Genomic DNA, 15,100 nt, shown 5'->3' on the forward strand with positions numbered 1-15,100 from the left:
AAACTAAATTATAAAACTTACTGCATCAGTCAATCCAGTTTTTAAAATCTTTTACACGTTCTCTACTCACTATAATTTCAGTTTCAGAATAAGAATGTAACATCAATTTTAAACGAGAATTAGAATATGCAATAATGTCTTTTATTGCATTTATATGCACAATAAAAGTTCGGTTGACTCTAAAAAAATGCTCCGGATTTAATTGTTCTTGCCATGTTTCTAAAGAGTTATCTAACAAGTAATTTCTATTTTCTTTGGTATGAATATACGTCGATTTATTTTCACTATAAAAACACTCAACATCATTAATAGGAATAATTTTTATATGCTGCCCTACTTTAATAGAAATTCGTTTTTTAAACTTTCTATCTACCGGGTTTACCAATAATTTTCTAATATCATCTAGATTAACTTGAACATCTGTTTGTTTTGGCCGATGCTCTTTAAATTTATCTACCGCAACTTTAAGTTCATCTTCATCTAATGGTTTTAGTAAATAATCAATACTATTTAATTTGAATGCTTTTAACGCATATTCATCATACGCAGTCGTAAAAATAATGGCAGATTTTACGTCAATTTCTTCAAAAATTTCAAAAGACAATCCATCCGAAAGCTGAATATCTAAAAATATTAAATCTGGATGCTCGTTATTCTGTAACCAATTTAAAGACTCTTCTACAGAGTGCAACATTTGCTGAACTTCTAAATCTAAAGCAGCTAACATTCTATTTAGTCTTCTTGCTGCAGGCTTTTCATCTTCAATTATTAATACGTTCATAAGTTTGTGGTTTGTAAAAAAGGTTAAAAATTAACGCAAAGTTCGCGAAGAGTTTTCGCTAAGTGCGCAAAGAAAAAAAACTATAAAACCGGTCTTTTATTCTAATTTGTAAAAAAACTCTGTGAATCTCAGCTTTTTCTCCGTGAATCTCTGTGTAACAAAACTACTTTTCCATAAATTCTTTAATTTTCTTTTCTTCCCAATCATTTCCAAAACCAATAGATTTAAAACCGAAAACACCCATCCAATGAAAAAACATTACTATTCCCCAAAAAAGCCAGGTAGAATAAACCCCGAAATTAGAAAAAGCATCTACTATAGTGTAACCACTTTGTATTAAGCCAAAGATAACAATTCCACTAATAAAAATGTTTCCTAAAACGTACACCATTAAATGGACGTAAAATCCTTTTATGGCTTTTACACGTTTTTTAGCCTTTATATACTTGTCCTCTTGTCTAAAATCTTGTTGCATCGTTTTAATTCTTTTCGTTCATAAATTCTTTAATTTTCTTTTCTTCCCAATCTTTTCCTAAACCTATTAAATTCAATCCAAAAACGGATAACCAATGAAAGAAAAGCCCTGTTCCCCAACCACATAAAGAGAACCAAAACCAATGAAAATGAGGTTCAAACTTTAAATTTACAAAAATGATAATAGGAATCACAATACAGTAAATACTTAAATGTGTATAAAACCCTTTTATCTTTTTCACTCTTTTTTGAGCTTTAATATACTGTTGTTTTTGAGCTAAACTTGTCTCCATGATTATCTTCTATAATTTTGTTCATCCATATATTTCTGAATCTTCTTTTGCTCCCAATCTTTATTTAGAAACAAACTTAAACCAAAAGTATTTAATGCCTGAAATGCAACTCCGATTCCCCAATACATCCAAATTTTATAATTATGATAATCAGAAGCAGCTTCCATAAATGTAACTCCATCATTCATATCTCCAACAATAAAAATGGCACTTAAAAAGATATTTACAATAACATAGGTTGCCAAGTGCTTATAGAATTTACTTATCTTTTCAACTCTTTTCTTTGCTAAAATATATTTTTGTTCTTGTGTAAATTCGCGTTCCATTATCGTCTATTTTTAGATTGATTCTCTTCATCCATCATTTCTTTAATTTTTCTTTCTTCCCAATTGCTGCCCAAGAAAATATTGTAATTATTAACTTCTAAAAAGTGAAATGCCAATCCCATTCCCCATCCAAAAATTGGAAACCAGAACCAGTGAAACCCCGAAGAGAATCTTAAATTGATAAAAATTAAAAAAGGAATTACAATACAATAAGCTGCTAAATTCTGATAAAATTCTTTTAATTTTTCTACTCTTTCTACTGCTTTTACATATTTGCTATTTTCTAAATCGTCTGTGTACATAATGTCGTTCATTTTATATAAGAGAGGTAAACTCACCTTAAAAGTTTTGTTATTATTTTCTATTTTCACTCCTTTATGAGTGATCAATCCATACCTATCGGCAATATTTTGCAACCCTACTTTGGTACTTTTACCTATTGCTTCTTTCGGATTTACATTGTTTTCTATTATTAAGTAAGTATCTTCTTCATAAATACTAATTGCTAAGGGTTTAGAAGAAGAAACTACATTGTGTTTTACCGCATTTTCTAACAAAAGTTGCAAAGAAAGTGGCACAATTTTTAAGTCGTTATTACTAATTGAATCTGGAATATTAAATTTCACTGCATCTTCAAAACGCATTTCTAATAATTGCATGTAGGTTTTTGCAAATTTTAATTCTTCTTCAATAGGCACTAAATCTTTATTTCTTTGCTCTAAAACATATCTGTAAACTTTAGATAGTTTTGTGGTAAATTTTTCTGCTTGCGCAGGATTTTCGCCAATCAAACTCGTTAAGACATTTAAACTATTAAATAAAAAATGTGGATCTAATTGATTTTTTAAAGACTCAAATTTTGCTGTTTCCGTTTTTGCTACAATTTCTTGTTTTGTAGTTTCTTGGGTCATGGCAGATTTCCAGTTATCCATAAAACCTTTTGCATGAAAAAAAGCAGCTACACCCAAAGAAAATATGATAGCAAATAAATGCACCCAAACTAAATTTCCTTGAAAGAAGTTTTTAAACTGATAACCAAAGAGCGCTATATATTGAATGTAATGAATTATTAAAACGGCAATAACTGTATATAAAACGGTAGTAATAATGCCTGCCCAAACTCTTTTATTGGTTTCTTTAACCCAATCCCATTTTGTATTTAAATATTCATTTATAATGCCGTTTCCAAGGCCTAAAGTAAAAGAATACATCCCAGAAATTAAAAACGTTAACCCAATTCCTTTAAAACTAAATTGCTGATTTATAATTATAAAAACAATCCCTATAACTACAGTAAGTTTTGTACAAACAATAAAATCATTTTTTATTTTATCAAAGAAATTTGGGTTTGATGTTTTCATTTTATGGAATTAAGTAGGCTATAAACTTATTAAAATTTAATTTCTAAAGATACATTTTTATCAATAACCCTAAATTTTGCATCCTCAAATTTTGGTGGACCAAAAGACATATTATTATTAGAAGCACCATAATTTTCTAAAGGCATTCCGTTTGGCATAAAATCCATTTTATCATTATCATTTTTATCATGATAACAAATAATGGCATATTCTCCTGCTTCCACGTTTGTAAAAGTTATAGTACTTTTTCCCTCAGTGATTTTAGAAGTTACACTTTGTAAAGGTTTCATTCTAAAATTAGTTTTGTTGTATAAAGCAAATCCTACTTTACCCGCATCTGAAGTTACATTTACTACCGTTGCAGTAATTGTTTTGTTTTGTGCAGTTATTGCATTTGTAATAAATATCATTCCTGTTACTAAAATTGCTAAAATAAGTTTCATAATATATTGTTTTTAGGTACTGAAACAAGTTCAGCATAAATTAATTATGATACAAAGATGCAATACAACCCTAGTTTTTTAAATTAAAGATTACCGAGTTGTATCTTTTTTAGGATGAATTGTAATTCCACATAAAATTTGATACTTTTTTAAATCTAAAAGTAATTTTCTTCATAAAAAAATGTAAATTGAACTACTTTAAAAAACCTGAATTATGTTAGGTCTCAAGAAAATAATATCGGCAAAGCAAACAAAAGAAACCGATACACATACTATTAATCAAGAAGGCATTTCTTCTTTAGATCTAATGGAAAGAGCTTCTGTAGCCTTTGTATGTGCCATTGAAAACAATATTTTCAAAAATCAAAAAATTGCCGTTGTTTGTGGTATTGGTAATAATGGCGGTGATGGTTTTGCCATTGCAAGAATATTACAAGCCAAAGGATATTATGTAGAAATCGTTTTAATAAAAATAAATAACAATCTATCTCTTGATTGTAAAACTAATTTTAACAAACTTACCAAAGTAACAATTATAGCATCTGAAGATGATGTCTTTGATTTTTTAAAATATGACATTATTATTGATGCTATTTTTGGTACTGGGTTAAGTAGAAAAGTTGAAGGTTTAGCTGCTAAATTTATTCAACATATAAATGATGCTAAAAAACATGTTATTTCTGTTGATATTCCGTCTGGTTTCTATTGCGATAAACTACCTGATTCTAATTTCATCGTAAAATCTGATTTAACCATTAGTTTTCAAAGACCAAAACGTTCATTTTTCTTTCAAGAAAGTAACCAATACATAAAAGACTGGAAAGTAATAGATATAGGTCTAGATGAAAATTTTATACAACAACAACCTACCAATATTTTTGTATTAGATAGCGCCATTACTAAAAGTGTAAAAAAAAGAGAAAAACATGCTCATAAAGGCACATTTGGTCATTCCTTAATTATTGCAGGTTCTTACGGAAAAATAGGAGCTGCAGTTTTAGCCTCTAAAGCTTGCTTAAAAGCCGGCACCGGACTTTTAACCACATATATTCCAAAATGCGGCTATGAAATTCTTCAAATTTCTACTCCAGAAGCCATGTGTTTAACGGATAAAAAGAAAACCTATATTTCAAAATTACCAGATATTTCTTCTTATAATTCTATAGGAATAGGTCCGGGACTTGGAAAAAACACCTTGACAAAAGAAGTTTTAAAACAACTTTTTAAATCGATAAAAGTTCCATTGGTACTAGATGCTGATGCATTAAATATTATTTCCGAAAACAGAGAATTAATAGATAACATTCCTAAAAACTCAATTTTAACTCCACACCCAAAAGAGTTTAAAAGATTAGTGGGTCCTTGGAAAACTACTGAAGAATGTTTTAAAAAACAAAAACATTTTGCAAAAGAACACAAATGTATTGTTGTTTTAAAAGGTGCAAATACTTGTGTTTGTAATCTGGAAGGAACTTTATTTTTTAATACTTCTGGAAACCCCGGAATGGCAACTGGAGGAAGCGGAGATGTTCTTACAGGAATAATTACAGGCTTATTAGCGCAAGGCTACCTGCCTCTTAAAGCTGCTTTAATTGGCGTTTATTTTCATGGAAAAGCAGGAGATGATGCAACCAAGCAAAAAGGAGAAAATGCATTAATAGCTTCAGACATTATCAATTATTTAAAAATTGAAAACGAATAACAAGTAAGGAAGAAAACTCCAAATTTTAAATATTTTGTCATTTCTTTAAATCTTAAATTTAGTACTAACATATTTGTATTTTATTGGTTAATTATCAAACAAAGTTGTGACAGAATCCCTATTTTTTTTAATTAAAGCATACAAATTTTCGGCTTCAAATAAACGTAGCTCTATATTAATGAATATATTATACTTTTATCAACTTCATAATTATGAAAAAAGTATTATTTCAGGTTTTTGTTGATTTATTTTTAACGCAAACTTCAAATTTGTTTAAATTTAATAAAACTTATAAAAAAGCGATACACTTTTGATAATACTTTTAAAAAAATATATACTTTAGCCATATGATTACTTCAAGAAGAAATAAATTATGTACAACAATAAGTCCCAGCTTGCGCTTGCGCAACCGCCGTCGCTAATATTCTACTTCAGCAACAAGTTAACTTATTATAGTATTTATCCTTTTATTTTTTTTATCGTGAACAATTCTTACAAAACTTACTTACATCCTTACGTTATTTTTAACAATAACAATTTACGACGTAGTTTTTCTTTTCGCCCTTTTGGGGTAATCAATTAATTATAGAATTAAGGTGAGTCCGGTTCTACATTCAAGAAATACAAACAACAACTTTAACAACATAAAAAACACAATGCAATGGAAATTGTAATTGCTAACAAATCACATACTGTTTACGCAGATATTATTTGTAAAACAATAGAAGACGCTGCTCAAGTTAGAGGAACCGGTATCGCAAAAAGAAAACCAGAATACGTTGCCACTAAAATGGAAAACGGAAATGCTGTTATAGCATTAGACAATGGTAAATTTGCAGGATTTTGCTACATAGAACAATGGGGACATGGTAAATTTGTTGCCAACTCAGGTTTAATTGTACATCCAGATTATAGAAATATAGGGCTTGCAAAATCTATTAAACAAGTAATTTTTAAGCATTCTAGAACAAAGTTTCCAGATGCAAAAGTTTTTAGTATTACCACTGGTTTAGCGGTAATGAAACTAAATAGCGATTTAGGTTACAAACCCGTTACTTTCTCTGAATTAACGGACGACCAATCTTTTTGGGATGGTTGCCAAACGTGCAGAAATTACGATGTTTTAACAAGAACAGAAAGAAAAATGTGCTTGTGTACAGGAATGTTGTTTGACCCAAAAAACAATAATAAAGAAGCCTCTCAAGAAGTTAAAGAAAGCGTTTTTCAAAAATTAAAGAATATTAAACAGAACTTGTTTCTAAAAAAAGATAAAAAATGAAAAAATTAGTAATTGCTTATAGTGGTGGTTTAGACACCTCTTACTGTGCCGTAAGTTTATCAAAAGAATATGATGTACATGCTGTAAGTGTAAACACTGGCGGATTTACATCAGAAGAAATTAAACATATAGAAAGTAATGCCTATAAAATGGGAGTTTCTACTTATAAAAATATTGATGCTGTTTCTACTTTCTATAACAAAGTAGTAAAGTATTTAATTTTTGGAAACGTATTAAAAAACGCTACGTATCCACTTTCTGTAAGTGCAGAAAGAATTATTCAGGCAATTGAAATTGTAGAATACGCAAAGAGTATTGGTGCAGAATATATTGCACACGGAAGTACTGGTGCAGGAAACGACCAAGTAAGGTTTGATATGATTTTTCAAACCTTGGCTCCTGGCATCAAAATTATTACACCTATTAGAGACCAGAAATTAACGAGACAAGAAGAAATAGATTATTTAAAATCTGAAGGGATTGATATGCCTTGGGAAAAATCGAAGTATTCTGTAAACAAAGGTCTTTGGGGAACAAGTGTTGGTGGTGTTGAGACTTTAAAATCTGAATTGCCTTTACCTAGTGAAGCGTATCCTTCTCAATTAGAAAAAGAAGGTGAAGAAAAAGTTACCTTGACTTTTAAAAATGGTGAATTTGTTGCTTTAAACGGACAAGAAAATGCTCCTGAAGTGAATATCGAAAAATTAAACGACATCGCTTCTGCGTATGCAATTGGTAGAGACATTCATGTTGGAGACACTATTGTTGGGACAAAAGGAAGAGTTGGTTTTGAAGCTGCAGCTGCTTTAATTACTGTAAAAGCACACCATTTGTTAGAAAAACACAACTTAACTAAATGGCAATTACAACACAAAGAGTATTTATCTAGTTTCTACGGAATGCACTTACACGAAGGGCAATATTTAGATCCTGTAATGAGAGATACGGAAGCGTTTTTACAAAGTTCTCAAAAAATGGTTTCTGGTAACGTAGTAGTTTCTTTAAAACCGTATCATTTTTCTTTAGACGGAATTATTTCTGATCACGACTTAATGTCTAGTGCTTTTAGCACGTATGGTGAAGAAAACAAAGCGTGGACAGCTGATGATGCAAAAGGATTTATTAAAATATTAGGAAATCAGAATAAAATATACAGACAAGTAAATAGTTAATATCGACTCATCCTGCAAGGTTTCAAAAACCTTGTAGGTATAAATTAAGAATACCTACAAGGTCAAAAAAAGACCTTGCAGGATATTTAGATAATAAATACCATCAAAATGAAAAATTTAGAAGTAGGAATTATAGGAGGAGCTGGTTATACAGCAGGTGAATTAATTAGATTATTATTAAATCACCCAAAAACAAATATCAATTTTGTTTACAGTACTTCTAATGCTGGTAACAAATTATATAAAGTGCATCAAGATTTAATTGGTGATACGGATATCAGTTTTACAAGTGAAATAAATGCAAATGTTGATGTCTTATTTTTATGTTTAGGTCATGGAAACTCCACTTCTTTTTTACAAAAAAACAGCTTTTCTGATAACACAAAAATCATTGATTTAAGTAACGATTTTAGATTACTTGCTGATAAGAATTTCGAAGGAAAAGATTTTGTCTATGGTTTACCAGAACTAGATAAAGAAATTATAAAAACTGCGAATTACATCGCAAATCCAGGTTGTTTTGCTACTGCAATACAATTGGCAGTTTTACCTCTAGCCGCAAACGGATTGTTACAAAATGATATACATGTAAATGCTGTTACGGGTGCAACTGGTGCAGGAACATCTTTATCTGCAACCACACATTTTACATGGAGAGATAATAATTTTTCTCATTATAAAGCATTTAATCATCAGCATTTAGGAGAATACAACCAAACGGTAAATCAGTTACAACCAAGTTTTAATTCTGAAATTAATTTTATGCCAAATCGTGGTGATTTTTCTAGAGGAATTTTTGCAACAACCTATACAAAGTTTGATGGGACTTTGGAAGAAGCAAAAGAAATGTATAAAGCGTATTATAAAGATGCTGTTTTTACTTTTGTTTCTGATGAAAGTATTTTTATGAAACAAGTAGTAAACACCAACAAATGTTTGATACAACTAGAAAAACACGGTAATAAATTATTAATTACGAGTACTATTGATAATTTATTAAAAGGTGCTTCTGGTCAGGCAATTCAGAATTTGAATTTAATGCATGGTTTTGAGGAAACACTAGGGTTAAAAATAAAAGCAAATTACTTTTAATCGTAGGGTGATAGCTAAGGATTTATTTCCAAAAAAATTTCTCTTAATTATAATATAAAATATGTTGTTGACTATTTACTAGCTTGCGTTAGCGATTGAAACGGCATCCTTTTTATGCTGAACTTGTTTCTGTATCTTTAGGTAAATTAAATTGATTTAAATAGAAAAAGCAGATGCTGAACTTAATTCAGCATAAAAAGATACAGTGTAAAGCGCGACCTTTAAGGAACGCCTAAAAAAAAATATTTATGAAAGTAGCTATAATTGGAGCAGGAAGTTTAGGACAATCTATCGCCAAAGGTTTATTAAAAAATAAGGTAGTTAGTTCTTTATACTTAACAAAAAGAAATACAAATTCTATTAAAGATTTTAACAACTTTAGTGAAGTAATTTTAACTTCTGATAACGAGGAAGCTATTAAAAATTCTGATATTTTAATTTTTGCAGTGCAACCAAGACATTTAGAAAATATCTTAAACAATTTAAAACCACTTCTAAAAGAAAATCATGTTTTAATTTCTGTAATTACAGGATTTTCTATTGCAAAAATAGAAGCTATTGTTGGGGTTGATAAATTTATTATTCGCTCTATGCCAAATACTGCCGCTTCAGTTGGGCAATCGATGACCTGTCTTTCTCCGAATACAAAAGGGAAAGAAAAGGTAGAATTGGCTAAAACTATTTTTAATAGCTTAGGGCTTTCCATGGAAATTCCGGAAGAACAATTACAAGCAGCTACCGTTATTTGTGCAAGCGGAATTGCTTTTTGGATGCGCTTAATTAGAGCAACAACTCAAGGTGCTATTCAATTAGGCTTTGAAGCGGATGTAGCGCATGAATTAGCCATGCAAACTTGTTTTGGAGCAGCTACTTTACTGAAAGAATCTGGCAGACATCCAGAAGCAGAAATAGACAGAGTTACCACTCCTGGTGGTTGTACTATAGAGGGATTAAACGAAATGGAACACCAAGGTTTAAGCTCTTCTTTAATTACAGGAATTAATAAATCTTTTGAGAAAATCAACCAAATAAAAAACTAATATTATGCCATTATTTAATGTTTACCCACTATACGATGTTACCCCTGTAAAAGCTAAGGGTGTTTATGTTTATGACGAAAACAAAACGGAATATTTAGATTTATATGGTGGGCATGCTGTAATTTCTATTGGGCATGCACATCCAAAATATGTAAAAGCAATCACAAATCAAGTTGAAAAATTAGGCTTTTATTCTAATGCTATTCAGAATCCTTTACAGGTTGAATTAGCTGATAAATTAGAAGCGCTTTCCGGTTGTAAAGATTACCAATTGTTTTTATGTAATTCTGGTGCAGAAGCCAATGAAAATGCTTTAAAAATAGCTTCTTTTAAAACCAATAAATCTAGAGTAATTGCCTTTAAAAATGGTTTTCATGGTAGAACTTCTGCTGCGGTTGCTGCCACCGATAATAAAAATATTATTGCACCGATTAATGCACAACAAAAAGTTACCTTTTTAAATTTAAACGATATTGAAGCTGTAAAAACAGAACTAGAAAAAGGTGATGTTTGTGCCGTTATTGTAGAGTTTATTCAAGGAGTTGGAGGTTTAGACCAAGCAACTGCTGCGTTTTTTGAACAAGTAGATGTTCTTTGTAAAGCTAACAATACCTTTTTTATTGCGGATGAAGTGCAGACTGGTTATGGTAGAACTGGTAAATTCTTTGCTTTTCAGCATTATAATGTAACTCCAGATGTTATCTCTATTGCAAAAGGAATGGGAAATGGTTTTCCGATTGGTGGGATTTTAATTCACCCAAGCATTGAAGCAAAATTTGGAATGTTAGGCACTACTTTTGGAGGGAATCATTTGGCGTGTGCTGCTGGTTTATCTGTACTAAATGTTATTGAAGAACAAAACTTAATAGATAATGTAAACGAGATGTCTTGCTACTTTATAAAAATAGCTAAGACAATTCCGCAGATAAAAAATATTAAAGGAAAAGGTTTAATGCTTGGTTTAGAATTCGACTTTGAAGTTGGAGATTTACGCAAGAAATTAATTTACGATTATCAAATTTTTACAGGAGGCGCAATGAATAAAAATTTATTGAGAATTTTACCTCCATTAACAATAAAGAAAGAGCATATCAATCAATTTTTTGAAGCTTTGGTTGATGCTTTAGGTGAATAAAAAATTAAATGCAAAGGACGCAAAGTTTTTCGCAGAGTTCGCAAAGTTTTTCTAAAAACTGCAACTGTAAACTGAATACTATAAGAATATGAATACGTTATTATCAATTGAAACTAGAAACGCTGTTTTACTAACAATGGCCGAACTGCTAGAGCAAGAAAGAGCAGCAATTATCCGCATTAATAAAACAGATTTAGAGGCTTATAAAGGAGATGACATTTCTATGTTCGATCGTTTAAAAGCAGATGACACTAAAGTTGATGAAATGATTGCTGCGGCTAAACATTTGGCTTCTCAAGAAGATCCTGTGGGTGTAGAACGTTTTAGTTTTAAGCATGATAACGGAATGCAAGTGTATAATAAAACGGCTTCTTTTGGAACCATTCTTATTATTTATGAATCGAGACCAGATGTTACCGTTGAAGCTGCAGGAATTGCGTTTAAATCTGGAAATAAAATATTATTAAAAGGTGGAAAAGAATCGTTAAATTCTAACTTAAAAATTGTAGCCTTATGGCACGAGGCTTTAAAAAAGCACAATGCTGCTACAGATTGGGTAGAATATTTACAATTCAATAGGACAGAAACACAGGCTTTTTTAGAGAAACCAACGCAAAAGGTAGATTTAATTGTACCTCGTGGTGGAGAACGTTTAATTGCTTTTGTAAAAAATCATGCTACTTGCCCCGTTATAATTAGCGGACGAGGAAACAACTTTGTGTACGTAGAAAAAGAAGCCGATTTAGATATTGCTGTTGATGTAATTATCAACGGAAAATCTAAAATCTCTGCTTGTAACGCCGTTGACAAAGTGTTAATTGATAAAAACCTTCCGAATAAAGAAGTATTTATCAATAAATTGATTTCAAAATTAAATGAAGCAAAAATTCAGGTTTTGGGTGATGCAGCTGTAGCTAAAAGCCATAATTTAGAGCAGATTTCATCAAACGAAGTTTGGTATGAAGAGTTTTTAGATTATAAAATTGTGATTGGTGAAATTGCTTCAAATTCTGATGCTATTGCCATGATAAATAAATATGCTGGCGGACATTCATCTGCTATTATTACAAAGGATATTCAGAAAGCAAAAATATTTATGGAAAACGTAGATACCGCTGTTGTATATCATAACGCTTCCACTCGTTTTACAGATGGTGGTCAATTAGGTTTGGGTGGCGAATTAGCAATTAGCACAGACAAATTGCACCAACGCGGACCAATCGGTTTGCAACACTTGGTAACCAATAAATGGTACGTTCATGGAAATGGACAAGTACGAAATTAACAGTTTTACTGTGCCGATTGGTGGTAAAAACTTTAACCATTTACAACTTATCAAGAAAAAAATAAATAGAAAAATTAAGAAGTAAAACTCGTAATTAAACACAATGCAAAAAAAGAAACGCATTTTACTAAAAATAGGTTCTAACACCCTTACAAAAGAAACCGATAATATTTCGAGAGGAAAAATTGAAGATCTTGCAAATCAAATTGCAAAACTACAAGATACCTGCGAGTTTATTATTGTTAGTTCTGGAGCAATTGCGGTAGCTAAACAGTTTGTGAAATTAGAAGGTAAACACGAAGAAGTTTTTGTAAAACAAGCTTTGGCTTCTATTGGTCAGCCACATTTAATTAGAATTTATCAAGAAATATTTAGAGAATATGGTTTATTGAGTTCTCAATGCCTGCTCTCCTACTCTGATTTTGAAAAACAAGACAGTAAAGTAAATATTGTAAATACTATAAATGTATTGATTCATAATAATTACATTCCTATTATTAATGAAAATGATACTGTTGCCACTGATGAAATAAAATTTGGTGACAATGATAAATTGGCGGCTTTAACTGCTACTTTATTAAATGTAGATTTGTTGATTATTGCCACAAACACCAACGGAATTTACACCAAAGAGTCTTTTAAAAATAATGCTCCAGAAACTATTTTAGAAGTTGATAATTTTGAAGAGTTACTAAAAGAAGTGGTGAGCACAAAATCTACTCACGGAAGTGGTGGAATGGGTTCTAAAATTGAAGCAGCCGCACTTGCAAAAAATGCAAACATAGAAACATGGATTGTAAACGGTTTGGAAGATAATTTTATTACCAATGCTTTTGAAAATAAAATTCCGTTTACAAAAATAAAATAACACCACACAATACAAGGGATTTAAACCTTTTGCAAAAAAAACACAATGAAAAATTACACCTCCATAAACGACATAGAACATATTGACAATTGGATTCAAGAAGCCAAAGAATTGAAAAGAAAACCATTAAATAACAATCATTTAGGAAAAAATAAAACCTTAGGATTGTTGTTTTTCAATTCTAGCTTACGTACGCGTTTAAGTACACAAAAAGCTGCTTTAAATTTAGGTATGGATCCTATTGTAATGAATGTAACCGGAGATGCTTGGGGAATAGAGTTTGAAGATGGAACTGTAATGAACGGTACCACTGCAGAACATATAAAAGAAGGTGCTGCTGTAATTTCTCAATATTGTGATATTATTGCTGTAAGAGCTTTTCCTACATTAACAGACAAGGAAAAAGACGAATCTGAAGAGGTTTTAAAATCTTTTGTAAAATTTGCTTCCGTACCAATTGTAAGTATGGAAAGTGCAACGGGTCATCCGTTACAAGCATTAACAGATGCAATTACTATTTCTGAAAATACGACTAAAAAAAGACCAAAAGTAGTACTAAGTTGGGCGCCACATATTAAAGCTTTACCACATGCTGTAGCCAATAGTTTTACTCAAGCGATGCAGAAAATGGATGTTGAATTTGTAATTGCAAATCCGGAAGGTTATAATTTAAACCCAGAAATAACCAAGGATACTCCTGTTTATCACAACCAAGAAGAAGCTTTTAAAGATGCTGATTTTGTGTACACCAAAAATTGGAGTTCTTATGACGATTATGGACAAATATTAAAAACCGATTTGGATTGGATGATTACCAAAGATAAAATTGGTGCTGCAAAATTTATGCACTGTTTACCCGTTAGAAGAAATGTGGTAGTTGATGATGCCGTTTTAGATTCTGATAGTTCTTTGGTTATTGAACAAGCAAATAATAGAACGTATGCTGCTCAGTTGGTGTTGAAAAAAATATTAGAAAACAACTAAAGTCATTGCGAGGCACGAAGCAATCTGTTATTTGATTAATAGATTGCTTCGTCATTCTTCCTCGCAATGACTGAAACTTAATAAAAATGGAAAAACTATCAATCATAAAAATTGGAGGAAACATTATAGAAGATGAAACTTCATTAAATGCTTTTCTAAAATTATTTTCTAATTTAGAAGGAAAGAAAATACTTGTTCACGGAGGTGGAAGACGCGCTACTCATATTGCCTCTAAATTAGGTATAGAATCTAAAATGGTGAATGGTAGACGTATTACAGATGCCGAAACTTTAGAAGTTATTACCATGGTTTATGGCGGCTTGGTAAACAAAAATGTGGTGGCTAAACTACAAGCTTTACAGGTAGATGCTATTGGTTTAACTGGTGCGGACATCAACAGTATAAAATCAGAAAAAAGACCGGTAAAAGAAGTCGATTTTGGTTTTGTAGGTGATGTAAAAAAAATAGCTTCACATTCTATTGATAAATTAATAAAAGCAGATTTTACACCAATTTTTTGTGCTATTACGCATGATGGAAATGGACAATTATTAAACACCAATGCAGATACAATAGCAAGTACCATTGCAGTTGGAATGAGTGAAATCTATGAAACATCAATTTATTATTGTTTTGAATTAAATGGAGTTTTAAAAGATTTTAACGATAAAAATTCTGTTATAAAAAGCATCAATACAAATTCTTATAAAGAGTTATTAGATGCTAAAATTATTACTGACGGAATGATTCCTAAATTAGACAATTGTTTTGATGCTTTAAATAATGGAGTAACAAGAGTTAATATTGGTAATACTTCTATGTTGACAAAAGAAAACAATAATTTTACAACAATTACATTATAATG

General features: G+C 30.7%; 16 protein-coding genes. 10 read left to right on the plus strand and 6 right to left on the minus strand.

The annotated features are described in order from the left end of the window. Window positions 1-25: 25 nt before the first annotated feature. The 6 genes from JOP69_RS05520 to JOP69_RS05545 form a co-directional block, all read right to left on the minus strand. Entirely contained in the window at window positions 26-781 is a 756-nt protein-coding gene (locus JOP69_RS05520) for a LytTR family DNA-binding domain-containing protein (RefSeq protein WP_203394424.1), read from the minus strand. Between the two features lie 163 nt (window positions 782-944). Further along, on the minus strand, window positions 945-1,256 hold the full coding sequence (locus tag JOP69_RS05525) for a 2TM domain-containing protein (RefSeq protein ID WP_203394423.1): 312 nt from the start codon (window positions 1,254-1,256) through the stop codon (window positions 945-947). A 4-nt stretch (window positions 1,257-1,260) separates the two neighbouring features. Next, window positions 1,261-1,548, minus strand: a complete 288-nt coding sequence (locus JOP69_RS05530) for a 2TM domain-containing protein (protein ID WP_203394422.1) — start codon at window positions 1,546-1,548, stop codon at window positions 1,261-1,263. Window positions 1,549-1,550: 2 nt separating this feature from the next. Further along, a complete protein-coding gene (locus JOP69_RS05535) occupies window positions 1,551-1,874 on the minus strand; it encodes a 2TM domain-containing protein (protein WP_203394421.1) in 324 nt (107 codons plus the stop codon). Then, window positions 1,874-3,235, minus strand: a complete 1,362-nt coding sequence (locus tag JOP69_RS05540) for a 2TM domain-containing protein (RefSeq protein WP_203394420.1) — start codon at window positions 3,233-3,235, stop codon at window positions 1,874-1,876. Before JOP69_RS05540 ends, JOP69_RS05535 begins: the two co-directional genes overlap by 1 nt. A gap of 29 nt (window positions 3,236-3,264) precedes the next feature. Continuing rightward, window positions 3,265-3,678 carry a DUF2141 domain-containing protein gene (locus JOP69_RS05545; protein WP_203394419.1) on the minus strand — a complete coding sequence of 138 codons (414 nt, stop codon included), beginning with the start codon at window positions 3,676-3,678 and terminating at the stop codon, window positions 3,265-3,267. A gap of 214 nt (window positions 3,679-3,892) precedes the next feature. On the opposite strand from JOP69_RS05545, the gene JOP69_RS05550 reads away from it, so the two are divergent. From JOP69_RS05550 to argB, 10 genes are all read left to right on the plus strand, one after another. Further along, window positions 3,893-5,380 carry an NAD(P)H-hydrate dehydratase gene (locus JOP69_RS05550; protein ID WP_203394418.1) on the plus strand — a complete coding sequence of 496 codons (1,488 nt, stop codon included), beginning with the start codon at window positions 3,893-3,895 and terminating at the stop codon, window positions 5,378-5,380. Window positions 5,381-6,041: 661 nt separating this feature from the next. Next, complete coding sequence (locus JOP69_RS05555; RefSeq protein ID WP_203394417.1) at window positions 6,042-6,659, plus strand: GNAT family N-acetyltransferase; 618 nt, start codon at window positions 6,042-6,044, stop codon at window positions 6,657-6,659. Next, window positions 6,656-7,831, plus strand: a complete 1,176-nt coding sequence (locus tag JOP69_RS05560; RefSeq protein ID WP_203394416.1) for an argininosuccinate synthase — start codon at window positions 6,656-6,658, stop codon at window positions 7,829-7,831. The genes JOP69_RS05555 and JOP69_RS05560 overlap by 4 nt, the downstream gene beginning before the upstream one ends. A 108-nt stretch (window positions 7,832-7,939) precedes the next feature. Next, window positions 7,940-8,923, plus strand: coding sequence for an N-acetyl-gamma-glutamyl-phosphate reductase (gene argC / locus JOP69_RS05565; RefSeq protein WP_203394415.1), 984 nt, complete (start codon window positions 7,940-7,942; stop codon window positions 8,921-8,923). A 248-nt stretch (window positions 8,924-9,171) separates the two neighbouring features. Beyond that, complete coding sequence (gene proC, locus JOP69_RS05570; RefSeq protein WP_203394414.1) at window positions 9,172-9,963, plus strand: pyrroline-5-carboxylate reductase; 792 nt, start codon at window positions 9,172-9,174, stop codon at window positions 9,961-9,963. 4 nt (window positions 9,964-9,967) lie between these two features. Continuing rightward, window positions 9,968-11,098, plus strand: a complete 1,131-nt coding sequence (locus tag JOP69_RS05575) for an aspartate aminotransferase family protein (RefSeq protein ID WP_203394413.1) — start codon at window positions 9,968-9,970, stop codon at window positions 11,096-11,098. An 88-nt stretch (window positions 11,099-11,186) separates the two neighbouring features. Continuing rightward, window positions 11,187-12,383: a glutamate-5-semialdehyde dehydrogenase gene (locus tag JOP69_RS05580; RefSeq protein WP_203394412.1), complete on the plus strand. Its 1,197-nt coding sequence runs from the start codon at window positions 11,187-11,189 to the stop codon at window positions 12,381-12,383. A gap of 103 nt (window positions 12,384-12,486) precedes the next feature. Further along, window positions 12,487-13,251, plus strand: a complete 765-nt coding sequence (gene proB / locus JOP69_RS05585) for a glutamate 5-kinase (RefSeq protein ID WP_203394411.1) — start codon at window positions 12,487-12,489, stop codon at window positions 13,249-13,251. Window positions 13,252-13,296: 45 nt separating this feature from the next. Continuing rightward, a complete protein-coding gene (locus tag JOP69_RS05590) occupies window positions 13,297-14,235 on the plus strand; it encodes an N-acetylornithine carbamoyltransferase (RefSeq protein WP_203394410.1) in 939 nt (312 codons plus the stop codon). A gap of 86 nt (window positions 14,236-14,321) precedes the next feature. After that, window positions 14,322-15,098: an acetylglutamate kinase gene (gene argB, locus JOP69_RS05595; protein ID WP_203394409.1), complete on the plus strand. Its 777-nt coding sequence runs from the start codon at window positions 14,322-14,324 to the stop codon at window positions 15,096-15,098. The last annotated feature ends 2 nt before the right edge of the window (window positions 15,099-15,100 follow it).

Origin of the sequence: Polaribacter sp. Q13, assembly GCF_016858305.2 — a bacterium.
Taxonomy (GTDB): Bacteria; Bacteroidota; Bacteroidia; order Flavobacteriales; family Flavobacteriaceae; genus Polaribacter.